Annotated in this window: 26 protein-coding genes; 7 read left to right on the plus strand and 19 right to left on the minus strand. The window is 32.8% G+C overall.

The window, feature by feature from the left end; all coding sequences use genetic code 11:
* Positions 1 to 31 precede the first annotated feature (31 nt).
* The 12 genes from AC2D8I_RS10295 to AC2D8I_RS10350 form a co-directional block, all read right to left on the minus strand.
* Positions 32 to 955: an AraC family transcriptional regulator gene (locus AC2D8I_RS10295; protein ID WP_484705920.1), complete on the minus strand. Its 924-nt coding sequence runs from the start codon at positions 953 to 955 to the stop codon at positions 32 to 34.
* Between the two features lie 92 nt (positions 956 to 1,047).
* On the minus strand, positions 1,048 to 2,349 hold the full coding sequence (gene rimO, locus AC2D8I_RS10300) for a 30S ribosomal protein S12 methylthiotransferase RimO (RefSeq protein WP_484705921.1): 1,302 nt from the start codon (positions 2,347 to 2,349) through the stop codon (positions 1,048 to 1,050).
* Positions 2,350 to 2,569: 220 nt separating this feature from the next.
* Entirely contained in the window at positions 2,570 to 2,998 is a 429-nt protein-coding gene (locus AC2D8I_RS10305) for an SRPBCC family protein (protein ID WP_484705922.1), read from the minus strand.
* A 165-nt stretch (positions 2,999 to 3,163) separates the two neighbouring features.
* Complete coding sequence (ftsY, locus tag AC2D8I_RS10310; RefSeq protein ID WP_484705923.1) at positions 3,164 to 4,138, minus strand: signal recognition particle-docking protein FtsY; 975 nt, start codon at positions 4,136 to 4,138, stop codon at positions 3,164 to 3,166.
* 390 nt (positions 4,139 to 4,528) lie between these two features.
* On the minus strand, positions 4,529 to 4,681 hold the full coding sequence (locus AC2D8I_RS10315) for a DUF4295 domain-containing protein (protein WP_484705924.1): 153 nt from the start codon (positions 4,679 to 4,681) through the stop codon (positions 4,529 to 4,531).
* Positions 4,682 to 4,724: 43 nt separating this feature from the next.
* Positions 4,725 to 4,907, minus strand: a complete 183-nt coding sequence (gene rpmG, locus AC2D8I_RS10320) for a 50S ribosomal protein L33 (RefSeq protein ID WP_484705925.1) — start codon at positions 4,905 to 4,907, stop codon at positions 4,725 to 4,727.
* 28 nt (positions 4,908 to 4,935) lie between these two features.
* Entirely contained in the window at positions 4,936 to 5,172 is a 237-nt protein-coding gene (rpmB, locus tag AC2D8I_RS10325; protein WP_484705926.1) for a 50S ribosomal protein L28, read from the minus strand.
* A gap of 77 nt (positions 5,173 to 5,249) precedes the next feature.
* The gene (locus AC2D8I_RS10330) at positions 5,250 to 6,500 is read right to left on the minus strand and encodes a CinA family nicotinamide mononucleotide deamidase-related protein (RefSeq protein WP_484705927.1); all 1,251 of its coding nucleotides are present in this window, start codon (positions 6,498 to 6,500) and stop codon (positions 5,250 to 5,252) included.
* Positions 6,500 to 6,841, minus strand: coding sequence for an Hpt domain-containing protein (locus AC2D8I_RS10335; RefSeq protein WP_484705928.1), 342 nt, complete (start codon positions 6,839 to 6,841; stop codon positions 6,500 to 6,502). Before AC2D8I_RS10335 ends, AC2D8I_RS10330 begins: the two co-directional genes overlap by 1 nt.
* The gene (locus AC2D8I_RS10340; RefSeq protein ID WP_484705929.1) at positions 6,842 to 7,453 is read right to left on the minus strand and encodes a fumarylacetoacetate hydrolase family protein; all 612 of its coding nucleotides are present in this window, start codon (positions 7,451 to 7,453) and stop codon (positions 6,842 to 6,844) included.
* 37 nt (positions 7,454 to 7,490) lie between these two features.
* Positions 7,491 to 7,835 (minus strand): hypothetical protein, encoded by a 345-nt coding sequence (locus tag AC2D8I_RS10345; protein ID WP_484705930.1) that lies wholly within the window; start codon positions 7,833 to 7,835, stop codon positions 7,491 to 7,493.
* 18 nt (positions 7,836 to 7,853) lie between these two features.
* A complete protein-coding gene (locus AC2D8I_RS10350) occupies positions 7,854 to 8,627 on the minus strand; it encodes an exonuclease domain-containing protein (protein WP_484705931.1) in 774 nt (257 codons plus the stop codon).
* A 360-nt stretch (positions 8,628 to 8,987) separates the two neighbouring features.
* Here AC2D8I_RS10350 and AC2D8I_RS10355 point away from each other — a divergent pair, with 360 nt between their 5' ends.
* The 5 genes from AC2D8I_RS10355 (at position 8,988) to AC2D8I_RS10375 (ending at position 12,550) form a co-directional block, all read left to right on the plus strand.
* Positions 8,988 to 9,599, plus strand: a complete 612-nt coding sequence (locus tag AC2D8I_RS10355; RefSeq protein ID WP_484705932.1) for a hypothetical protein — start codon at positions 8,988 to 8,990, stop codon at positions 9,597 to 9,599.
* Positions 9,600 to 9,868: 269 nt separating this feature from the next.
* Positions 9,869 to 10,045, plus strand: a complete 177-nt coding sequence (locus AC2D8I_RS10360) for a hypothetical protein (protein ID WP_484705933.1) — start codon at positions 9,869 to 9,871, stop codon at positions 10,043 to 10,045.
* Positions 10,046 to 10,164: 119 nt separating this feature from the next.
* Complete coding sequence (locus AC2D8I_RS10365; protein WP_484705934.1) at positions 10,165 to 10,611, plus strand: adenylate/guanylate cyclase domain-containing protein; 447 nt, start codon at positions 10,165 to 10,167, stop codon at positions 10,609 to 10,611.
* Positions 10,612 to 10,856: 245 nt separating this feature from the next.
* Complete coding sequence (locus AC2D8I_RS10370; RefSeq protein WP_484705935.1) at positions 10,857 to 11,537, plus strand: carboxypeptidase-like regulatory domain-containing protein; 681 nt, start codon at positions 10,857 to 10,859, stop codon at positions 11,535 to 11,537.
* Between the two features lie 5 nt (positions 11,538 to 11,542).
* Complete coding sequence (locus AC2D8I_RS10375; RefSeq protein WP_484705936.1) at positions 11,543 to 12,550, plus strand: transglutaminase domain-containing protein; 1,008 nt, start codon at positions 11,543 to 11,545, stop codon at positions 12,548 to 12,550.
* A gap of 179 nt (positions 12,551 to 12,729) precedes the next feature.
* Here the strand turns inward: AC2D8I_RS10375 and AC2D8I_RS10380 are convergent, their stop codons facing one another.
* From AC2D8I_RS10380 to AC2D8I_RS10395, 4 genes are all read right to left on the minus strand, one after another.
* Positions 12,730 to 14,034, minus strand: coding sequence for a dihydrolipoamide acetyltransferase family protein (locus tag AC2D8I_RS10380; RefSeq protein ID WP_484705937.1), 1,305 nt, complete (start codon positions 14,032 to 14,034; stop codon positions 12,730 to 12,732).
* A 114-nt stretch (positions 14,035 to 14,148) separates the two neighbouring features.
* Positions 14,149 to 15,249 carry a glycosyltransferase family 2 protein gene (locus tag AC2D8I_RS10385; RefSeq protein ID WP_484705938.1) on the minus strand — a complete coding sequence of 367 codons (1,101 nt, stop codon included), beginning with the start codon at positions 15,247 to 15,249 and terminating at the stop codon, positions 14,149 to 14,151.
* Positions 15,250 to 15,267: 18 nt separating this feature from the next.
* Complete coding sequence (gene recR / locus AC2D8I_RS10390) at positions 15,268 to 15,885, minus strand: recombination mediator RecR (RefSeq protein ID WP_484705939.1); 618 nt, start codon at positions 15,883 to 15,885, stop codon at positions 15,268 to 15,270.
* A gap of 96 nt (positions 15,886 to 15,981) precedes the next feature.
* A complete protein-coding gene (locus tag AC2D8I_RS10395) occupies positions 15,982 to 18,963 on the minus strand; it encodes a VPS10 domain-containing protein (RefSeq protein ID WP_484705940.1) in 2,982 nt (993 codons plus the stop codon).
* Positions 18,964 to 19,030: 67 nt separating this feature from the next.
* On the opposite strand from AC2D8I_RS10395, the gene AC2D8I_RS10400 reads away from it, so the two are divergent.
* Complete coding sequence (locus tag AC2D8I_RS10400; RefSeq protein WP_484705941.1) at positions 19,031 to 20,467, plus strand: sodium:solute symporter; 1,437 nt, start codon at positions 19,031 to 19,033, stop codon at positions 20,465 to 20,467.
* Here AC2D8I_RS10400 and AC2D8I_RS10405 read toward each other — a convergent pair.
* Complete coding sequence (locus AC2D8I_RS10405; RefSeq protein WP_484705942.1) at positions 20,444 to 20,806, minus strand: CoA-binding protein; 363 nt, start codon at positions 20,804 to 20,806, stop codon at positions 20,444 to 20,446. The two genes, AC2D8I_RS10400 and AC2D8I_RS10405, sit on opposite strands and share 24 nt — an antisense overlap.
* A gap of 114 nt (positions 20,807 to 20,920) precedes the next feature.
* On the opposite strand from AC2D8I_RS10405, the gene AC2D8I_RS10410 reads away from it, so the two are divergent.
* Positions 20,921 to 23,392, plus strand: coding sequence for a TonB-dependent receptor (locus AC2D8I_RS10410; RefSeq protein WP_484705943.1), 2,472 nt, complete (start codon positions 20,921 to 20,923; stop codon positions 23,390 to 23,392).
* 147 nt (positions 23,393 to 23,539) lie between these two features.
* On the opposite strand, the gene AC2D8I_RS10415 is transcribed toward AC2D8I_RS10410, so the two are convergent.
* On the minus strand, positions 23,540 to 23,809 hold the full coding sequence (locus tag AC2D8I_RS10415; RefSeq protein WP_484705944.1) for a hypothetical protein: 270 nt from the start codon (positions 23,807 to 23,809) through the stop codon (positions 23,540 to 23,542).
* 40 nt (positions 23,810 to 23,849) lie between these two features.
* Positions 23,850 to 24,857 (minus strand): 3-oxoacyl-ACP synthase III family protein, encoded by a 1,008-nt coding sequence (locus tag AC2D8I_RS10420; protein WP_484705945.1) that lies wholly within the window; start codon positions 24,855 to 24,857, stop codon positions 23,850 to 23,852.
* Between the last annotated feature and the right edge of the window lie 93 nt (positions 24,858 to 24,950).

Below are 24,950 nucleotides of genomic sequence, written 5' to 3' on the forward strand. Positions count from 1 at the left end.
ACGCTGTCATTACATCATGACAAGTCTTGTTTTATAATATTGGAATATGTAAATCTACAATAAATTTGCCTTCTGGGTGTATTCTAAAGTCATTATGATATATTTCAAATGGGTTACGATCTGCTTTTTTATATCCATTATCATTCATCCATAAAAATAATGCATTCCAAGATTTCTCGAAATCATCAGGTATTATTTCAAAACGGCCAATAATGCATTTGCCTCCAGTTATAGTAAGTTTATTTATCTCGCCTTCCGTTTCAAAAGCTGAATTCGTTAGTAAACAAATACTCATTCTTACTTTGTCGGCAGATGTTATTTTAAAACTATCATAAAATACTCTCGCCATTTTGGCTTCTGGCTCATCCAACACCCCATTAAGTTTAGCCCACTTTTCTAGTCTATAGAAAACATTTTCAAGTCCATTTGTGCCTATATGTGTAATACTTGCACAAGTTAATGCTTTAACTTTTTTTACTTCGATAATTGCATTCATGTCAACCCACTTTAAAAGATTAGTTATATTACAAAGGTATTTTTTAAAGTGTATACTAACTTGACCTTTCTTGCTTTCTACTTTACAAATTTCACTAAGTGTATTTGGACTTTGTGCTCTAAACTGAACGGGGCTTACGCCATAAAAACGCTTAAAAACTCTGGTAAATGATGAGTTTCCATTAAAACCATATTGTAAAGACAGATCGGTTATTGAAACGGTTTTTCTTGTTAATAATATTATTGCGGCTTTCTCTACACGTCTTCTAACAATATAATTATTAAGCGTTTCTCCTATAATAGCTTTAAAAAGGCGATGAAAATGATACGGAGAATAACAGGCTTTATTTGAGACCTTTTCTAAGGTTAATTTAGATTCAATATTATCATCAATAAACCGTAGTACTGAATTGATTCTCTTTATATAATCCTTATTTGTTTCTTCCTTAGAAATCATCATTAAATAGAGATACAATTAAGCTATAAAAATAATGGAATGACACTTAAGATTCATCATTTATAACAGCATCCTACCTATTTAGATCCTGTTTACTAAATGACTTCTGCATACAAATCAAAATCGGCTGCTTCTGTTATTTTAACTGTAATAAATTCGCCTGTTTTTAAATATGTTTTAGAAGCATCAATTAAGACTTCGTTATCTACATCTGGCGAATCGTATTCTGTACGCCCAACAAAATAATCACCTTCTTTCCGGTCTATAACAACTTTAAATTCCTGTCCTATTTTTTCTTGATTGAGTTCCCAAGATATTTGAGATTGAATTTCCATTATCTCATTAGCTCGTTCTTGTTTCACAGCTTCTGGCACATCATCTTCTAAATTAAATGCGTGTGTATTTTCTTCATGAGAATATGTAAAACAACCCAAACGTTCAAAACGCATTTCGCTAACCCACTCTTTTAACGTTTGGTAATCTGCTTCTGTTTCTCCAGGATAACCAACAATAAGTGTTGTACGTATCGTCATATTGGGTACTGCTTTTCTAAACGCTTGCAGTAACTTTGTTGTTTTCGCTTTTGTAGTTCCACGACGCATGCTTTTCAAGATAGAATCACTAATGTGCTGTAATGGTATATCTAAATAATTACACACCTTGGCTTCTCGATTCATAACCTCCAAAACATCCATTGGAAAACCTGTAGGGAAAGCATAGTGTAAACGAATCCACTCTATTCCCTCTACTTTCACTAATGCTTCAAGCAATTCTGCTAGATTTCTCTTTTTATATAAATCTAAACCATAATACGTTAAATCTTGAGCTATTAACACCAGTTCTTTTACGCCATTTGCCGCTAATTTTTCAGCTTCTGTAACTAAGTTTTCTATGGGTGTACTTTTATGCTTACCGCGCATTAAAGGAATAGCACAAAAACTACAGGGCCTATCACAACCTTCTGCAATTTTTAAATAGGCATAATTTTTAGGAGTGGTTGTTAAACGTTCTCCTATTAATTCGTGCTTGTAATCTGCTCCTAAAGCTTTTAACAATCCTGGTAATTCTGTAGTTCCAAAATATTGATCGACATTGGGTATTTCTTTTTCTAAATCTGGTTTGTAACGTTCACTTAAACAGCCTGTAACAAATACTTTATCGACATCGCCGTCCTCCTTTTTTTGCATATACTCAAGAATGGTATTTACACTCTCTTCTTTAGCATTGTTAATAAAACCACAGGTGTTAATAACAACAATATTCCCCTCTTCTTCATGTGCAACGTCTTTACCACTAGCTTTAAGCTGTCCCATTAACACTTCACTATCGTAAACATTTTTACTACATCCTAATGTTATTACGTTGATTTTATTCTTTTTAAGTGACTTCGTACGCATATCTAAATTTTGGACTGCAAAGATACAATGTAAAACACAATCTATCTGTAATTTACAGAAGGAATTCTGTTTTTAGATAGCGCTAGGTACTTTTAAAACCTATTATAAGCATATTTTAAAGAAATAGTGCACCATAAAATAACCTGTTTTATTAGCTATATTTTATAGAACAATAACTTTTATCGCAGTAGAAAAACGATTACATTGAATACTTTAAAAATTAACTACGCGCCTCAAAAGGAATAACAAGTCCTTTTTCTAGATAATCTTTCAATCCTTTTAATAACATTGCCCAGCAGAAAGAACTATGCTTATAATGTGCATTATTTTGCTTCCAGCCTGTATGCGAAAAATCTAATAATATTCCTTCAGCAACTTCATGCATATTAAACCCAAAAGTTGTAGACTCCCAATCGGAATCTGCTTTTACCATTTTAAAATAAATAAGTATATGTAGTTTTATTTGAGACACTTTACAATACCAATTGTAGGCATCTGTAAAATTTAAATTATATTCTGCATTTAAGGTTGGAAACCCTGATGATTTAAGAGTCCACCATTTATTTAAATGTTCGGGCTGTGTTATAGCATTAAAAACCTCTTCTTTTGATGCTTTTATAAGTAAACTATGATGTATAGCATATAACATATAGGAATATAATTAAAAAACAAAACCTCCCTTAAAGATATGAATAATTCTATTTTTAAACAGCTCCTTTATGTTAAACCGATATTCCTTATAATATTTATAAGCATCTATAAAGCTTTTATTTAAAAACTTTTACTAGTATTTTGACTTTAGTTTATTTTTTTATTACTTGAAAAAGGAATCTACAAATTCATATTTATTAAAAACTTGTAAGTCTTCAATACCTTCACCAACGCCAATATATTTTACTGGTATTTTAAATTGATCGCTAATACCTATTACCACACCTCCTTTTGCTGTGCCATCTAACTTAGTAACTGCTAAGGAAGTTACTTCTGTAGCCGCAGTAAATTGCTTGGCTTGTTCGAAAGCATTTTGACCTGTAGACCCGTCTAGTACCAATAAAACATCATGAGGTGCATCTCCTATAACCTTTTGCATTACGCGCTTAACTTTTGTTAACTCATTCATCAAGTTAATTTTATTATGCAATCGGCCGGCGGTATCAATTATAATAACATCAGCATCTTGCGACACTCCAGATTCCAATGCGTCGAAGGCAACACTTGCTGGATCGCTTCCCATTTCTTGGCGTATCATAGGCACATCTACTCTATCCGCCCATACTTGTAATTGATCTATGGCCGCTGCTCTAAAAGTATCAGCCGCCCCTAGAACAACTTTGAGTCCTTGTTTTTTAAACTGATAGGCTAATTTCCCAATTGTAGTTGTTTTTCCTACTCCATTTACACCTACAACCATTAGCACATAAGGCGTTTTTGCACCGTTTTGTTGTTTTGGCAAAGCAGGTATTTTATAATCTGTTTCTTCTCCAGAATTTGTTTCGGATAGCAATCCTGCAATTTCTTCTCGGAGTATTAAATTTAATTCTTCTGTACCTAAATATTTATCTTTTGCAACGCGTGCCTCGATTCTATCTATAATTTTTAAGGTTGTATTTACACCAACATCACTAGACACTAAAACTTCCTCAAGACTATCTAAAACATCGTCATCGACCTTGGACTTACCAGCTACAGCTTTACTTAGTTTCCCTAAAAAACTAGTACTGGTTTTTTCTAAGCCTTTGTCTAAGGTTTTCTTTTTTTCTGAAGAAAATATTTTTTTAAAAAAACTCATTTGTTTTTAATGTTTTTGCTAATATCTTTTATTCAGCAATGAAAAAGATACTATATTATTTTAAACGGGTATTGCGAGTTGAGCAGCGTGTTATATCTAATTTAAATTCTAAAAGAGTATAAAAGCTAGCCTTTTTTAGGATAATGCTCAAACTATAAACAACAATAGTCAAGCCTAATTGGAAGCGCTGAAAAATTGTCACAAAATAAAAGCATAAAGAAAAAGAATATTTTCCATATACACTTTACTGTTATATAAAAAGATTTAGACATAAGTCATAATGACAATTAAAGCGGATAAACTGACAGAATTAAATGTGTTCTGACATAAAACAAAAAGCCACTTTCTAAATGAAAGCAGCTTCTGTATACTGTATTAAAAAAGTAAAACTTATTTCTTTTTTAAGAAATCGTTTACTAAGTCTGGTGCCATGATTGATTCAACAAACATATAAGCTCCTGTTTTTGGAGATTTCACCATTTTTATCGCTTTAGATAAACGTTTTGATCCTGTTTGTAACGATGCTACTGATTTCTTTGCCATAATTCTATATATTTGACAGTCTCACAAAAGTGAAGCTATCTAATTATTTTATTTCTTTGTGAACAGTCATTTTCTTTAAGATTGGATTAAATTTCTTTATTTCCATTCTGTCCGGAGTGTTTTTCTTATTTTTTGTTGTAATATAACGAGACGTACCTGGTTTACCTGTCGCTTTATGCTCTGTGCATTCCAATATTACTTGTATTCTATTTCCTTTTTTTGCCATTTCTTTATTTCTTTAAGCTTTTTGGCTATTATTTTAAAAATCCTTTAGATTTAGCTTCTTTAATTGCTGCAGCGATTCCAATCTTATTAATTGTTTTCAACGCTGATGTAGATACTTTTAAAGTTATCCATTTGTCTTCTTCGGCAATGAAGAAACGCTTTTTTATTAAGTTCACGTTGAATTTACGCTTCGTTCTATTCTTTGCGTGAGATACGTTGTTTCCAACCATTGCTACTTTCCCTGTAAGTTCACAAACTCTTGACATTAGTTCTACTTTAAAATGTTATTAAAAATCGAGGTGCAAATATATAAAATCTTTAAGTTATGACAATCAATTTTTTATCAATTTTTAAAAATTTCTTTTTGAAGCACCTCTAAAACCTTGTTTACAGCCTTGTTAACAACCTTAACACGATGGTTTCCAAGATCAAACTTATAAGACACTACTTTAGCTTTTGTGGCCAAGGCAATAAAAACCGTCCCTATTTCGGCATCTGAATCTCCTTTTTCTGGCCCTGCATTTCCTGTTGTCGCAATTCCAAAGTCCGATTTATATAATTGTCTTACACTTATTGCCATAGCTTCAGCTACTTCTGCACTAACTACAGAATGTTCTTTTATTATCGTTTCTGGCACCCCTAGAATATCAATTTTAGATTGTGTTGCATAGGTTACTAAACCGCCTTTAAAGAAAGCCGAAGCGCCTGGTTTTGCTGTAAAAGTCTCCGCTACTTTTCCGCCAGTACAACTTTCGGCTATTGATAATGTTAGTTTTCGTTCTGTTAATTCTGCGCCTAGTATAGCTTCCAAGGATTCATCTGTATTTTCAAAACCTACAAAAACATCTTTTAGCATTGGTAATACCTTTTGTATTTGATATTCGACTGCTGTTTTTACAGTCATTTCATCAAATCCTTTTGCCGACAATCGTAATCTTACTTTTCCTAAATTTGGTAAGTACGCTAGTTTTATAAAATCTGGTAAATTATCTTCCCAATCGCTAATTCTTTCTGCTAGCACACTTTCCCCAAGCCCATAGGTTAAAAGGGTTCTATGCAATATAAATGGCCGTTTATACTTCTCTTTTATCTTAGGAAGCACCTCATCTTCCATTAGTTTTTTCATTTCGAAAGGCACTCCTGGCATAGATATAAATACTTTTTCATCTTTCTCTATCCACATTCCTGGCGCACTCCCAACGGTATTCATTAACGCCTTTGCTTTACTTGGTATTAATGCTTGATCTTTATTTACTTGCTGTAGCGGTTTTTTTACATACGTTGCCCACAAGTGTTCTATATTTTTTAAAACAGACGCATTGCGAACAAGTGTATCATTAAAATACTCTGTAATTGTATGTTTAGTGATATCGTCTTTAGTGGGGCCTAATCCTCCTGTTACAAGAATTATATCGGCATTGGTTTCTGCTTCAGATAACGCTTTTAAAATATGTGCTTTATCGTCTTGTATTGAGGTTATTTGATATACGGACACTCCTATAGCGTTAAGCGCTTTTCCTATATAAGCAGAATTAGTATCTACTATTTGGCCTATAAGAATTTCGTCTCCAATAGTAATTATTTCTGCTTGCATTATAAGTTGAAATCTGATTTTATTTCTTCGGAAGCTTTTTTTACTGCCAATAAAACTTTATTTAATTGCATTGTGACGTCTTCTTCATATTTCTCATATTTTCCCCAGTCTTGAACTTCAAGCAACAAATCTAAAACTCCTAACTCAAAAACATCGATGGTAGGTTTCATTTTATGAGCTGTTTGATAGGTTTGGCTAAAATCTTCATTTTCTACAGCTTTTTTTAAAATTTCTGCATCTGCTGGTACTTCTTCTAGAAATGTTTCTGCTAAAGCTTTAAGAAAGCTCTCATCATTACCTGCTAATTCTTTTAATCTGTGTAACTTATAGTATTGCTCCATTTATTTTACTGTTATTGAAAACACCTCCTTGTCTTCGATAAATCCTTTTAATTTATCATTGGCAACGATCTTACTAACTCCAGAAGGTGTTCCTGTAAAGATAATGTCTCCTATCTTTAAAGTAAAATATTTTGATACATATTCTATAATTTCGTCTATTTTCCATAGCATATGGCTTGTATTTCCATTTTGTACTAGAGCCTCATTTTTATGCATTGAAAAACGAATATCATCCACATTTTCAAAAGTGCTTTTTGGTAGCCATTCTCCTATCACAGCAGAGCCATCAAAAGCCTTTGCTTTTTCCCAAGGTAATCCTTTTGCTTTAAGTTTTGTTTGTAAATCTCTTGCTGTAAAATCGATTCCTAAACCAATTTCACCATAATATTTATGTGCAAACTTTCGGTCTATATATTTCCCAACTCTATTAATTTTAACTAATATTTCGACTTCATGCTGAACATCATTTGAGAATTCAGGAATAAAAAAGGGTTGTTTCTTTAGTAGTATTGCTGTATCTGGTTTTAAAAAAATAACGGGATCTGTAGGCTTTTCATTTTCCAATTCCTTTATATGCTCAGCATAATTTCTACCTATACAAATTAACTTCATAGTCTATTATTATTTGTTTTTAAATAAGCGCATCTTCTTACTCATATAATCTCTGATTATCTCGTGCCTTTCTAGTAATTCTTTTGTTTACGCAATTTATTTTCAAAGTTTTAATTTCTTGATGTGCTACAGAGATTTCATTTAAATTTTCAATCATTACCTTCAAATGTTCTGATTTCAAATCATAATTCCAAAGCACTTTATTTCCATATTCAACAATACCATTCAAATGGTTATTCTCTATTGCTTTTTTATACTTCCCCCAATGAGAATTATAAACTTCCTTATCTCTTTTCTTTAACTTAAAGACAAAATAATGGTATCCTATTCCAAAAGCTGCGCTTATTAAAAAGGTATAAACAATTATAGATATATTATCCATTGCGATAGTTCATCGCTTTTACAACTTATTATTAAAAGAACGTAATTTAATAGCTGTTAGCACTTTTTTTGTATATAACGGAAAATCTGCATTTAGTAGCCACCCAAAATAACCTGGCTCTTTTTCTAAAACAGCTACGACACGTTTTCCTTTATGTTTTCCAAAAGAGAAACACTCTTCATTGTCTTTATTGTAATTTATAAACCCTGCAAAGTCTGCAAATTTTTTGTGTGAGCTAAAATCAGCCAAGAATTTAGCATCATTTTCTATCTCGTCATAGCGTTCTATTTGTGCCTTTAACACTTCATAAGTAGCGTTAGTATCGGCTTCTGCAGAGTGAGCATTTTCTAAATCCTTGTTACAGTAAAACTTGTAGGCAGCGCCTAAGGTTCGTTTTTCCATTTTATGAAAAATCGTTTGCACATCGATAGCTACTCTGTTTTTCATATCAAAATCTACATCTGCCCTCAACATTTCTTCGGCTAACAATGGGATATCAAATCTATTAGAATTAAATCCTGCTAAATCAGAATCTTTTATCATTGTATATATATCTTTAGACAATTCTTTAAATGTTGGTTCATTGGCCACACGTTCGTCTGTTACACCATGAATTGCTGAGACTTCTGCTGGTATTGGCATTTCTGGGTTTACCAGCCACGTTTTGCTTTCCTTATTTCCATTTGGAAATACTTTTAAAATAGATATTTCTACGACTCTGTCTTTAGAGATATTAATTCCTGTTGTTTCTAAGTCAAAGAAACAAACGGGTTTTCTTAGGTTTAATTCCATTTAATTACGATATGAGTTACGCAAATATAATTCTATTATATTATTTTACTTTGAAAATAATGTATTTTAAACACAAGGCTAACGACCATTTATTTTTAAACTCATTATTAAGATAAAACAAAGAAAACCAACAACTATACAGCAATATTCTTAATCTAAAACAGAAACGAAAAAACATTTGCATTTAACCCTAATAATATTATACATTTGTATCTATAAAATATAAGCATCGCTATTCTTTACCACTGGAGAAGACATTGAAAGAATAGTTTTTAAATAATTTACACGCGTATACTCCAGCAATTATCATTAATGATAATTGCTGGAGTATTTTTTTTTATTAATATTTAAAACAACAATATGAAAACCCTTAATTTAATTTTCTCATTCTTAATCGTCGCTACAGTATTTTTATCTTGTAATAAAGACGATGCTTCATCCTCAAGTTCAAATAGACGACAATTTGGTATTTTCAAAGTACTTGAAGACAATACAACCGTAGAAATGGATGGCGTTATTAAAAGCACCTCGTTATCTAACTTCAATAAACTAGAAGCAGCATTTCCTAATATTAATAAAATAAATATAAAAAATTGTGATGGCTCTTCAGATGACGGCATTAACTTACAGCTTTCTGAAAAAGTACACCAAAAAGGAATCGATACACACTTAATGAATAACGGAAGTATTGCTTCTGGCGGTGTAGATTTTTTTATTGCAGGCATAAAAAGAACAAAAGGAACCAATACTGAAATTGGCGTTCACTCGTGGGCTGGAGAAAATGTTACTGCTACAGATTTCCCCATTGGTAATGAAAATCATTTACCGTATATTAATTACTATGTTTCTGTTGGATTTACGCAGCAACAAGCAGAAGATTTTTACTACTTCACTATTAATGCTGCTCCTGCTGAATCTATACACTGGATGACTGATGCTGAAATAGAACAGTATCACTTAATAACACCATAATTTAAGAGAAACGATACCGCGTATATCCCCGAGCTAAAAATGCTTAAAAAGCATTTTCGGCTCGGGCTTCTTATTAAAACTTAATTATTTTTAAAGATTACACATTTACAACACCTGGTTTCGCATTAAAATAATAACATAGTCTCTACTTTTCTTTTCACTCCTTAAAATTAGACAATTTGATTTTTCAGCATAAATAACCGAACTTCGCTTCATTAGTGATACTAGAAATAATATTCTGATTAACAGCTAAAAGCAATCATTATAATATGACTATAAAACAACACAATGAATGGAACAAAATTTATTTATTCAAAGCGCAACAAGAAATTAGTTGCGCCAAAAATAATACGCTATTAGAAGCTACTTTAGCGGCTAATATGAATCATACTCATGCTTGTGGCGGCCAAGGAAAATGTTCTACTTTGCAGAGTAAGCATTATTAAAAGGATTGAAAACTGTTCTCCAAGAAATGAAGCTGAAAAAAAATGGCTTCTAAATTAAACTTCCCTACTGAAATTCGCCTAGCATGCCAGACATACATAAAAGGTGATATTACCGAATAATGAATACAATTATACAAGAACATAATGGTATTATTAGCGATGTTGCTGGAGATGGGATATTAGCTATTTTTGGAATAGATAAAGACAGTAACAACTCGGTTTTAGATGCTATTAAAGCTTTAAAAGGGATGAATTTAAACTTACAGTTATTTAATAAATATCTTGAAGAAAATTTCAATACTCAATTTGAGATTAGAGCTGGTGTTCATTACGGAAATGTAATTGTAGGACAGTTTGACACGGGTACAATGAAAAAAATCGCCATAATCGGAGATAATGTAAACTATGCTAGTCGCATTGAATCTGCTAACAAAATATTTAACACCAAACTACTCGTCTCTGAAGAAGCTTATAATATGATTGAAAAGGAATACCCTAACTACAATGTCTTTAAAACCTCTTTAAAAGGGAAGACCGGAAAATATAACCTTTACGAGATTAAATAGATATTTAATCCTACTTTCAACAAAATCTAATACAAACAATAGTCATTTCAAGTTAACACTAAAAAACACCATTCGTTTAGTTTACAAAATCATTACGCATTATAAAGGTCTTTTTGTTATTATTTCGTGTTTACTAACCCAAAAGCACACTTAACTAACCGAAAAGCCCTATTAACTCATCCTGTGTTTCACTTATAGCATTAACCCTTTAAGTTTGAGATATGAACTCAAAATAAGAAAATCCTATGAACACTCCATTTAATTTAAAAATAGAAACACCTTGTTATGAGAATTTTAACACCTTTTCTTCAACCCAAAAAGGCGGGTATTGTAACTCTTGCAAAAAAGAAGTGATAGACTTTACTAAAATGAATTCTCAAGATATTGTACATTTTTTTCAAAATAATAAAACTCAAAACACTTGCGGAAAATTTAAAAATCAACAATTAAAAACGTATAAAGTCAATTCTAAAAAAAGACAAGGCATTAAATTTATAAGCAGTTTAAGTTTTGTTTTTATTGCTCTTTTTACGTTTTCAAAGAATTATGCACAAAACATAAAAAAACAAATCAAGCCTATAAATGACACCCCCATAAAGCATCAAGAAATAAATAATAAAAAAGAAATTATTGTAAAAGGCTTTGTAAACGACGAAACATTGCCATTACCAGGTGTTACTATCCATTTAGAAGGCACCACCATTGGTACAACCACTAATTTTGATGGTTATTTTGAATTCCCTGAAAAACTCAAGAAAGGTGACGTTTTAATATTTAGTAGTATTGGCATGAATTCAAAAAGCGTAACAATTCAAAATAAAACCTCTGATTTAAATATTACATTAAACGTAAACTTACAAATGGACTCCTGTGTTCTTATGGGAAAAGTAGCAGTAAAAAAAGTATATCATTCTAAAAAAGAGTAACTCTTATGAAAGGCTATTTTTATATTCTCTTAACTTTCGTTTTTAGCAGTTCCTTATACGCTCAAATTTCTGATTTTAAATCTATCGATTTTTCTAAAGCGGACAATATTGCTAAATTAAATGAAGGTGCCAGTTTAAACAATCTCCCTCTATTGGCTTACAAACTTACTCGTAAGCTACCAACTCAAGTAGAAAAATTTAGAGCCATATACCTTTGGGTTTGCCATAATATTAAGGGAGACATTTCGCAACACAATAAAGTATACAGAAACCGTAAAAAGTTTAAAAACGATAGTATTGCATTAATAAAATGGAATAATGAGTACAAAAAAATAGCCTTTAAAAAATTATTAAAACATAAAAAAACAATGTGCACAGGCTACGCTTATTTAATTAAAGAATTGTGCTTTTTAGCTAAAATCGAATCTGTAATAGTAAATGGTTATGGAAGATCTGCAGAAGCAAACATTAAGACGCTTGAAACGGCAAATCATTCTTGGAATGCAATACGATTAAATAACAAATGGTATTTATGTGATGCGACTTGGTCTAGTGGTTATATAGACGAACGTAGCCTGTTTATAAAAGACTATAACAACGGTTATTTTTTAACATCTCCAACTTTATTTGGAAAAAATCATTTTCCTTTAGAACCAAAGTGGTTATTAAATGAATCCCAAACAGCTTTTGATTTTGTAACAGGACCACTAGTTTACGGAAAAACTTTTGAGTACAAAATAACACCTATAACCCCAAAAAAACTAACTCTTACAACTCATAAGAGCGACACTTTAAAATTTAGTTTTGAAACAATTAAAGATATTTCAATCAAAAATATTTCGCTTGTTTATTATATTGGTTCAGACGAACGAATTCTAAACATTTATAATACTAAGCATAAAAAAGGCATAACATCATTCTCTTGTCAATTTAAAAACAAAGGGATTTACGATGCACATGTAAAAATCAACAATGATATTGTTTTAAGCTATACTATAAAGGTAAAAACATAACACAATTTAGGCGCTTTAAATTCTCTAATTTAACTATTTATCAAAATAACTAACACCCTTTTTAAATGCCCTAAAGCCTATTTCTTGTTTTGTTTAAAATAATAAATAAGGCAACAAAAAAGCACAATTTTAAAATTGTGCTTTTTATTTGTTATAAATTCTTATCTCTTAAGAATGCTTTAGATCTCTCTATTAGAATCCCAAGCTTCTAGATAATCTTTAACTGCTTTTACAAATTGTCCTCCAAGAGCCCCATTTACAACTCTATGATCGTAAGAATGTGACATAAACATTTTATATCGAATTCCAATAAAATCTCCTTCTGGCGTTTCTATAACCGCTGGCACTTTACGTATCGCTCCTAAAGCTAAGATTCCTACTTGCGGTTGGTTTATAATAGGCGTCCCCATAATACTTCCAAAGGTTCCCACATTCGTTACCGTATATGTTCCGCCTTGAATATCGTCTGGCTTCAATTTATTTTGGCGCGCTCTATTTGCCAAATCATTCACTTGCTTAGTCATTCCCACCAAGTTTAATTGATCTGCATTTTTTATTACAGGCACAATCAAATTACCGTCAGGTAAAGCAGCTGCCATACCAAGGTTTATATTCTTCTTCTTAATAATGGTATTCCCTTGTAATGAGATGTTCATCATTGGAAAATCTCTCAGTGCTTTTGCTATGGCTTCCATAAATATTGGAGTAAACGTTAAGTTTTCCCCTTCACGTTTTGCAAAATCATTCTTTTTCTTCTTTCTCCAATTCCATATTTTTGTAACATCGGCTTCTATAAAGCTTTGAACATGTGCGCTTGTTTGCACAGATTCTACCATATGATGGGCAATTAATTTCCCCATTCTTGACAGCTCTATAATTTCATCTTCACCACTAGCAATAACTGGAGTTGTTTCTACTTTAGGCGTTTTAGCTACTGCTGGAGCAGGTATAGCCGCAACTGGTGTAGATTGACTTCCTCTAGTTTTTAAATAAGCCAACATATCGGCCTTAGTTACTCGTCCATCTTTTCCTGTTCCTACAACGGTATTCAACTCCGCTTGAGCAATCCCTTCAGCTTTAGCCATATTTTTCACCAATGGTGAATAAAAACGGTCGTCTGTAGAACTAATAGAAGCAACGGTTTCTTGTGCCACGTCTACTATCTTTTCTACCTCTGCCACTGTAGCTGCTGCTGGTGTTACGCCTTCCGTTTTAGGTACTTCTACAGATGCAGAACCTTCGCCTTCAGTTTCTATAATAGCTATTGTTTGCCCTACTTGTACAACATCATCTACATTAAATAGCATTTCCACTAAAACACCATCAACTTCACTCGGTACTTCACTATCTACTTTATCTGTAGCAATCTCAAGGACTGCTTCATCTGCTTCAATAGTTTCTCCAACTTCTTTTAACCAAGAGGTAATCGTTGCTTCCGCAACGCTTTCTCCCATTTTCGGTAATTTAAGTTCAAATCTTGCCATATTAATAATCTAAAGCTATTTTTTATATTTCAGATTGCAAAATTACTAAAAAATAGCTTATTTCTTTAGCTATTCAACACAATTTTAAATCTGTTCGTTTTAATAAAATGATTTTTAAAAGGTTATCACTTCCCCTCTACTTTTGGAAGAATGGCTTCCAATGATAAAATTAGCACTTTTGGGAAGTATTTTAAATGTGATCCCTTTATTTTTTCCTAAATGAGACATTTGTCTTATAATGGTTTCAAATGTTAGATAGTTTGCATCGAATATAACTTCTGTATTTTTTTTTAATGAGGTGTTTAATTCTAAAACTTGTAGCATTGGTACTTTTAATACCGCTTGTAAGCCTGGATAAATTTTATCTGATACTAAAACATAGTTATCTACTTTTATTTTTGCTTCAACAGTTTTCGAGCTTAGTAATTGCACCCCATAAATACCAATAAGCATTAAGGCATCTAAAACAATATTTTGCTTGAAATGTTTTTTATAAAAAATCTGCATTGCGCCATAAAAGCGCTTTGCATAAGTCTTATCTTTTAAGGTACTTTCCCCTTTGTAATGGACTACCACATTGTTTCCAGAATAATAATTCTCAGCTCCTGTTTGTTCTATTTTATAAGATAAATCTATGTCTTCACCGTACATAAAATAATCCTCATCAAACCCACCAACCGTATTGTACACCTCTTTTTTTAAGAACATAAATGCGCCAACATATATTGATGCATACCCTAATGCTTCTGGCTCTAAATGATTCGCATAATATGATTTTGAAATCCCTAAAGCTTTTTGAATAGCAATACAAGGTTTAGGGACATTACGTTTACTTTCTGGCAAATAAACCCCTTTTCCATCTATTAATCGGCAACCAATAATACCGTGATTTACGATATCGCTAGCGACATCATGTAGGGCTTCAAAAATCGTTTCTGGCACAACAGTATCTGGATTTAAAATACAGAGGTAATTACCTGTAGCCGCTTTCACACCTATGTTATTCCCTTTTGAAAACCCAAAATTCTCTTTGTTTTCAATTAATTTAACCTTTGGAAACTGTGCTTTTACCATTTTACAACTCTCGTCTTTCGAATTGTTATCCACCACAATAATTTCCGCTTCTAATCCTTTTGTAGCTGCTTCTACACTTTGCAAGCACAACTCCAAGAAGTAGCGTACGTTATAGTTTAATATTATTATTGAAAGTTTCAAAATGTTAAGTCGTGCTAATTATGATTTCAGTGAGGATTCAAACGGAATACGATTTAAAATACTTCTCCCTAGCGTTATTTCATCTGCATATTCTAACTCATCACCAACAGAGATTCCCCTTGCTATTGTAGAGGTTTTTACCTCAAGTCCTTCTATTTGCTTATAGATATAAAAATTAGTTGTATCTCCTTCCATTGTTGGGCTTAAAGCAAAAATAAGCTCTTTTACCAATCCAGACTTTACTTTCTCTACAAGACTCACAATATTTAAATCGTATGGCCCTATACCGTCTATAGGTGAGATTTTACCTCCTAACACATGATATAACCCTTTATGTGATGCCGTGTTCTCTATTGCCATAACATCTCTTACATCTTCCACTACGCATATAACGTTATCTTGTCTTAATGGATTGGCGCAAATTTCACACAGCTCTACATCACTAAGATTATGGCAAGATTTACAGAATTTTAAATCGTTACGCATACTTTGTAATGCTTGAGACAATGTTTCTGTTTGCGTTTTTGGTTGACGTAATAGATGTAATACCAAGCGCAAAGCTGTACGTTTACCTATTCCTGGTAGTTGTGACACCTCATTCACCGCATTGGCAAGAAGTTTAGATGAAAATTCCATAACCACAAAATTACAATAATTACTTTTTAATAGCATAAAAAAAAGCCCAATAACTAAAACAGTATTGGGCTTAATTTTTTAAAAATGAAAGACTTTTTACTCTATCATTAATTTTTTAGTAATTAATCCATTTACGGTATTAATATTTACAAAATATAATCCCGCAGCATAGTTAGAGGTGTTTATTTTAAAAGTATTTCTCAAATCTTGATTTTTAGTAAAATAAATTAACTTGCCTAACGCATTGTATATTCTAATAGATACATTCTCGTTTTTATTCCAAGATAAACTTACACTATTTGAAGTTGGATTTGGAAACAACGCGATAGTATTTAATACATTATGCGCTTCAACACTTAAAGACGTGTTTTCATGAAGGCTAGATTTCCATAATCCACGTCCGTATGTTCCCGCATATATTTTATTATTCGCTGTATTTATCTCTAATTCACTTATTTGTACATTCGGTAAATTATTACTAAAAGGCAACCAACTTGCCAAAGTATCAGATGTATTAATATAGTACACACCATAATTCATTCCTACATATAAACCTTCTTGTAAATAGTCCGTCCAAACCAAAGTTAACGCATTAAAATTTGGGAGATTTTTCAAATAACTTGTCCAATTTGCGCCACCATCTGTACTGATATAAACTTTTTGAGCTCCTGTTGTAGCTATTGCTATTTTATTAGCATCTGTTGGATGAATAGCTATTGCATTAATATTCCCACTAAAACCTGTTAACTGAGTCCAATTTGTTGCACCTCCATTAGTTGTTTTGTATAAACTACCACTTCTTGCTGCAAACATAATATTATTATTAGTTGGAGCTATTTTTAAGTGGTTTAGGTTCCCTGGAAATGTTTGAGATATAGAAGTCCAGCTATTCCCTCCATTTACTGATTTATACACCTCATCATATCCTGAGTATATTGTGTTTTGTGCAATAGGGTCTTGTTCGAAAGGAGTGATCCAATTCCCTTGCTTACCTTCTGGTGATGGCAAATCAAAACGGCTCAACCCTTGATTTATTGATTTATATAATGACCCTGATTGAGACGTTCCGTATAGAATATCATTATTGTTTTTATCTACAAAAGATTCCATTCCATCTGCCCCTAACCAATCATTCCAATTTCCAGAATCATTATATACTGAAGTGCCATTATCTTGAGAGCCTCCTGTTACCACTTCTGGATCTGTTTGACTTACTCCTATTCTATAAAACTGTCTAATCCCTAGACCTGTAGTAATATCTCTATAATAATTACTATTTACCACTAAAGGGTTTTCAGCTACAAAAATACCGCCATCACTTCCTACATAAAGCTTTCCATCAACATATTCTAGAATATCAATATCGGCATGACAATATCCTATATTTTGGTTTGCAGCATTACCAGGTACCCATTGAGATGTTATATTAAAACTAACGCCGCCATTAGTAGATCTCCATGATAATATTCCTGCGATATGAACATCATTAACATCATTAGGGTTTACAGCAATATCCATATCTCGGGGTGCTTGTCCTCTATTATCATCAGCATTAGAGCTATATCCAAAATAATTCTTTGCCCCATGGTTTAGCTTCGTAAAACTATTTCCACTATCTGTAGATTTATAAAGAGCTCCAAAGATACTTCCTGATGCTTCCAAAACATATAGAGTATTAGGATTATCCGCAGAGACTCCCATCATTTTAGGGCCGCTACTTAAAGGAGAACTCGTATTGGATTCAAATCCATTTTCAAAAAGCATCCCTAAGGTAACATCTTCTATACTTATATCATCTAATGTAAGCCCGCGTCCGTAATTTGATTTCGCTTCAAAAGCAACATAATATTCCGCTGATGGATTTGGCAAATTAATCGTTATATCTTGCCAAACAGATGTTGTATTTGTATAATTAGCTAATTCTATCCACGCTCCTGATGCAGATGTTTTATACAGAATTTTTAATTCATCAATATCTGATTCCCAATTTACATTTGTATAAGAGAACTTAAGTTGTGGATTGGTTGCTCCAGTTAAATCCATAGCTGGAGGAATTAATCGTGTTACGGGACGACTATAATTACCAATATAAAAAACGCCAAGACCATTTCCCGTCTTTGGTGTTACAGATCCATTTTGATTAGAACCTGTTATTGTCCAATTTGTTGTTCCAGAAACGTACTCTTGAGTATAGATATTCAAAGGGTCGTCTGTTACAAATGTAAGTCCTCCATCTACAGATTTGAAAAATTTATTTCCACTAGCATAAATAACATCTGAATTTCCAGGTTTAAATTCTACATCGTAACCATTGGTTGCCGAAAAATGAATCAATGACCAGTTTACACCTGCATCTGTAGATTTATAGATTCCTCCACCTTCTACACTACAATACATTTTATTTGCATTATTAGGGTCTATCAAGATTTTATTAACATTACCAGAACCCGTATCTGATAATAAAGCCCATGTATTACCGGAATCGGTAGAACTAAAAATATTACCTTGAGACGAGCCCCAAAAATAATTAGTATTATCATGTGGGTTTATAGCCAGCGAAGAGACATTTAGGTTTGACAAATTATCTGTTAAAACAGTCCAATTCGCTCCCCCATTTGTTGTTTTCCACACGCCACCAGAAGCGCCGCCTACAATAATATGGTTTGTGTTAGCTGCCTCAAGACCAATAGAAGTTATTCTTCCTACACCTGGATTCCAGCCACTCGTTGCATTCCATGATGTTGGTCCCATTTGTTCCCAATTCCCTTCTGTAGTTCTAGCTAGAGTACCGCTATTACTATTATTGCGCTGGTTGTATTCTTGTAATTCATTGTAATAAAAATCGGCCGATTTAAGATAACCATTTTCATCCATATTTCTCAAGGCATTATACTCCCATCTTTTGTATGGTTTGTAACCGCGCCCTCTTTCTTTTCCAACAGTTTCGAAGTGTTCTTCTGCTTTTATTTGAATTTCCTGAACGGTGTAGGTTCCTTTCAGTATCATGTCCTTATATTCCTGTGACTGCGATGTCACAACAAAGGAGGTAATAAACAGTAGGCTAATAAAATGTTTCATTTAAAATAATTTAGGGGTTTAAGCCAACAAAAATACTATTTTAGCGGTGATAAATAAAAACATTCGAATGAAACCTACCTATATCTTATTTTTAATCGCTTCTTATTTTGGTGTCCTTATCTTGGTATCATACTTTACAGGAAGAAAATCTGGGAATGAGGCTTTTTTTAAAGGGAACAAGCAATCGCCATGGTATATTGTCGCTTTCGGTATGATTGGGGCATCGCTATCAGGTGTAACTTTTATTTCGGTTCCTGGTTGGGTAGAAGCCTCACAGTTTAGTTATATGCAGGTTGTTTTAGGCTACATTCTCGGTTATATTGTTATTGGAACAATACTGCTCCCGTTATATTACAAACTTAATCTAACGTCTATTTACACTTACTTAGAAGATCGTTTTGGAAACTATGCTTACAAAACTGGGGCTTCTTTTTTTCTAATATCTAGAGTTATCGGAGCGAGTTTTAGACTATACTTAGTCGCAAATGTACTACAACTCATTTTATTTGATGATCTAGGGATATCATTTTGGCAAACGGTTACAATTACGGTACTACTCATTTGGCTGTACACTTTTAAATCTGGTATAAAAACCATTGTTTGGACCGACACATTGCAAACCTTATTTATGCTTATTGCCGTTGGCGTAGCCATTTACTTTGTAAGTAACGAATTAAGCCTTTCTGGAAATAATCTCCTAGGTTATGTCTTAGATAGTAATCTCTCTAAGACCTTTTTTTTCGATGATTTTAAATCTGGTAATTATTTTTGGAAACAATTTATTTCTGGTGCTTTTATCGCCATAGTAATGACTGGTTTGGATCAAGATATGATGCAAAAGAATTTAACCTGTAAATCTTTAAAGGACGCACAGAAAAACATGTTTTGGTTTACTATTGCACTAACAGTCGTAAATTTCATCTTCTTAAGTCTTGGACTACTACTTACTGTTTATGCGCAACAAAATGGAATCGATGCACACAAAGATGATTTATTCCCTTTAATTGCTAAAAACCACTTAGGCATAGTTGTTTTCACCTTCTTTTTACTAGGGCTAATTGCTGCTGCTTATAGTAGTGCTGATAGCGCCTTAACTTCTTTAACAACTTCGTTTAGTATTGACATTTTAGATATTGAAAAAAAATACAATCACACAAAACAAATCAAGATTAGAAAGCAAATTCATATTTTAATTTCTATTCTTTTAATCCTTGTGATTATTGCTTTTAAATACATCATTCAAGATGAAAGTGTCATCAAAAAATTATTCATTTTTGCGGGATACACTTATGGCCCTTTATTAGGGTTATATGCATTTGGGTTATTCACAAAATGGAATGTAAAGGACAAGTTAGTTCCCGTAGTCGCAATCCTTTCCCCTATTTTATCTTACATTATAAGTGTAAACAGCTTAAAATGGTTTGGATTTGAATTTGGATTTTTCATCCTCATCCTAAACGGTTTTATAACATTTCTAGGTTTAATATTGATTCGTAGACAATAACACTAAAGTACAGGCAACTTCATACGCAATATCATTGTCTTCCAATATAGCGTACAATTCTGGATTTTCTGTACCTGGATTAAAAATAACTCGCCTAGGTTTTAAAGCCACAATATAGTTATAATAAGCTTCTTGCTGTTTTGGGTTTAGATATAATGTAACCGTATTAATGTTATCATACTGTTGCAGCTCTATGTCGATAGTAACTCCAGAGTCTTCTCCAGCAATCAAACCAAAGGCTACCGTTTCGTGATTATAATCGACCAATTTACGCAACGCTCTGTTAGAATAGCGATTAGATTTTAACGATGCTCCTAAAACTAAAGTTTTTTTGCTCATAAATGTTAAATTATGTTAAGTGATATTGAAATAAGTAACGGAACTCAAAAGTAAACGTCTTTATTGTATTAGCAAATTTTATATCAATCAAAATATTCAATCAATCAAAACAAAATGAAAAAACTAATCGCGTTCTGCATGTTTCTTTTAATTTTAACATCGCAGGCACAAACAGCAACAAAAGAAGTTCCTCTAAAATTAGGCTCCGTAACAGGTAGAGTTTTAGACGCCACTCTTAACGAACCCTTACCTTATGTTAGCATTGTAATAAAAAATACAAAAGGCGCCATTTTAACAGGTGGGATTACTGACGACAATGGCAGATTCCTAATAGAATCTGTTCCAGAGGGCAACAGTGAAGTTAGTATCCAGTATGTAGGATATAAAACCCTAACAAAAACTATTACAATAACCAAAAACAATACAAAAATAGATTTAGGAACTATAAAAATTGAGGAAGAAGCAACTGGATTAGACGAAGTAACGATAGTTGCAGAAACCTCAACCATACAACAAAAGGTAGATCGTAAAGTGATTACTATAGGGAAAGACCTATCGGCTAGCGGTACAGCCTCAGAACTTATGGTTAACATTCCCTCTGTAAGTATCGATTCTCAAACGGGTGATATTAGTCTTAGAGGCAATCAAAATGTTCGTGTTATGATAGACGGAAAGTTATCCAATATCCCAACCGCTCAGTTATTAAAACAAATCCCTTCAACAGCTATTAAGTCCATAGAATTAATTACAAACCCTTCTGCAAAATATAATCCTGAAGGAATGAGTGGTATTATTAATATTGTGTTACACAAAAACACATTAATAGGCTTTAATGGTAATACCAGTGTAGGCTTAAGCTATGAAGAAGAAGCTAAATTTAATAGTGCTTTAGGACTAAACTATCGTAACGGAAAATTCAACCTGTATGGAAACTACAGTAATAACATCTCGAAGAGTAAAAATAGAGGGCAGATTTTAAGGCCTAATAATAACTCTGAACAATTCTTCGAATTCTTAGACGACAGAAAATCTCATTTATATAAAATAGGGTTAGATTTTTATTTAAATGACAAAAACACCGTTTCTTTTTTCATTAATCAAAATAGCTCTGACAGCAGTACCGATGGAGATACTAAAGCTTTCTTTTACGATAACAGCGCCTCTAACCAAAGCCAAACATTTATTTCTAAAGACGATGATCTGTCGTCTCAATACAATTTCGATTATAAATTAGATTTCAATAAAGAAGGTCATAATATAGAGCTAGAAGCAGATTATAGCACCTATAACAGTGATAATGTTTTAGCTTACAAATTCCAGCTAGGAAACATTCCTGATTTTAATGACTTTAATCAAACCTATACAGAAAATATCACTCTAAATTTAGATTATATTAACCCACTATCTGAAACAACAAAACTAGAAACTGGTTTACAAGTACGCTTATTTAATTCTGATATCGCTTATGCCTCTACTGGAGAATCTTTAGATGCATTAGGTATATTGAGACCGACTCCAAGCACAGACTTTGATTATACAAGAGATATTTATTCTGCTTACGCTAGTTTTAGTAAGAAATTCGAAAAATGGACTTATCAAATCGGAGCCAGATTAGAGAATGTAAACGTTGATGCTAATGCATTACAAACAGAAACCGACACCAACACTACAAATCGAACACCTTTTAATAATGCTTATTTTGAAGTTTATCCTTCTGCTTTCTTTACTTACACAGCTTCAGAAAAAAACTCTTATCAATTAAGTTATAGTCGAAGGGTGGATCGTCCTGGAATTGATCAAGTAAACCCAATTAGAGAATGGAGCACGCCTTTAATTTCTTCATTTGGAAATATAAATCTCGAACCCCAATTCACAAATTCTCTAGAAATTAATTATACCCGAAAATTAAAAAAAGGAAGTGTTACAGCGGGCATATTTTATCGCGTAATTACAGATGAGATTAATAGAGCACTCTTTATAGATAGAACAGATATAAACTCCGGAAGAATTATTTTAACGCATGACAATTTTGACGATACGGCTGCGTATGGCGTTGAATTATCCAGTAACTACAAACCTACAAGCTGGTGGAATATAAACAGTAGTTTCGATTTGTATACACAAACACAAAAAGGTATTTCTGAAAGCTTAAACGCGCCTATTGAAACGGCTACCGAAAGTGACATTGTAACAAATATTAGAGAAGTTGATAATGTTGCATGGAATCTAAGAATGTTCAACAACTTTAAAGTCTCTAAAACACTAAGTTTTACTGCACTTGGATTTTACAGAGGACAAAACAAAACCTTACAATTTGACATAGAATCAATGTATTTTATAAACCTTGGAGCACGTGTTAATTTTGCACAAGGGAAAGGGACTTTTAGCTTAAACTATAATGACATATTAGACTCTATGAAGTTTGCTTTTGAGGGGACTCACCCTTTTCCTCAAGTGGGCGAATTTAATTGGGAAAGCAATACAATACAAGGCAGCTTATCCTATCGTTTTGGAGGCGGAAAATACAGCGCTAAATCACGTAAAAGTAGAGACAATAATGAAAAATCTGGAGGCGGTTTTCTTTAACCTAAAAACAGCTATAAGTTAGTAACCAACATGCTAGTTGATGGTTAATAGTAATGTTTGGTTATTAAATAAAAAACCCAAAGCAAATATACTTTGGGTTTTTGACTTTTATAATTGTTATTATTTTTCTAATAATAAAGTTTCTGATTAATCCTTTCGTGTTACAGCAATTTCATCTTTTCTCTGGTTTCTTTTTTTTCTGAACAGCCACTTCAATCCTAATTTAAACAAGAAATATATTATTCCAATAGGAATTAATGCTCCTAGAATAGAACCAAAAATATAACTCCATCCAGTTAAATCTCCTTTTTTCACCACTTCTATAACTCTAGGAATTTGCATTAATACCCCTAAAGCTAAAAACGTTCCTACCATTATAAACAGAACTCCAAAAACCGTTTTCAGAATAGTTCTCATAGTTTCATTTTATAAGCATTCTGCTTCTTAAAAATTTAGACTACCATTTTATAACCACACTCCCCCAAGTAAAACCACTACCAAAAGCCGCAAGAACCACTGTATCTCCCGCTTTAACCTTACCTTCTTCCCAGGCCTCTGTTAAGGCAATAGGAATAGAAGCTGCAGTTGTATTTCCATACTTCTGGATGTTATTAAACACTTGATCGTCTTTTAATTTAAATTTATGCTGTATAAACTGTGAAATTCTTAAATTGGCTTGATGTGGAATCAATAGGTCTATATCGGCTACTGATAACTTATTTTTTTCAAGCCCTTCCATAATAACTTCACTAAAACGGACTACTGCATTTTTAAACACAAATTGTCCATTCATATGCGGATAATAACTTTCATCATTAGCATCGCCATCATTAATAATATCGGTCACCCAACGTGTTCCCATTCCTGGAGCTTCCAGCACCAACTCTTTAGCATGCTCTCCTTGCGAATGCAAATGTGTCGATAAAATTCCTTTTGAAAGGTCTTCTTCTCTTGAGAGTACTGCTGCGCCAGCTCCATCGCCAAAAATAACAGAAACGCCTCGGCCTCTTGTAGTTTTATCTAACCCGTGTGAATGTAATTCCGAGCCTACAACTAATACATTTTTATACATTCCAGTTTTTATAAACTGGTCTGCCACAGAAATGGCATACACAAAACCAGAACATTGGTTACGCACATCTAAAGCACCAACTGTTTTTATATCTAAAGCCTCTTGTAACTGCACTCCAGGCCCCGGAAAATACATATCAGGACTCAAGGTTGCAAAAATTATAAAATCAATATCATCCTTGTTTAACCCTGAACGTTCTATGGCTATTTTGGCTGCTTTAATTCCCATTGTAGCCGTTGTATCTCCAGAATCCTTGACCCAACGCCTTTCTTTTATACCTGTGCGTTCTTGAATCCATTCATCACTAGTTTCCATCATTGTAGACAAATCCGCATTTGTGACTACGTGTTCTGGAACAAAACGCCCTAACCCTATTATCTTTGAATTATACATTGAAAGTCTTTTATTTCTACCTCTGCTTTTCTGCCTGTTTTTATACAAGTTCTAACAGCAATATTGTGTTTTCTTAATTTATTATTCTCTTTC

It is taken from the genome of Lacinutrix sp. YIN62 (genome assembly GCF_057219185.1).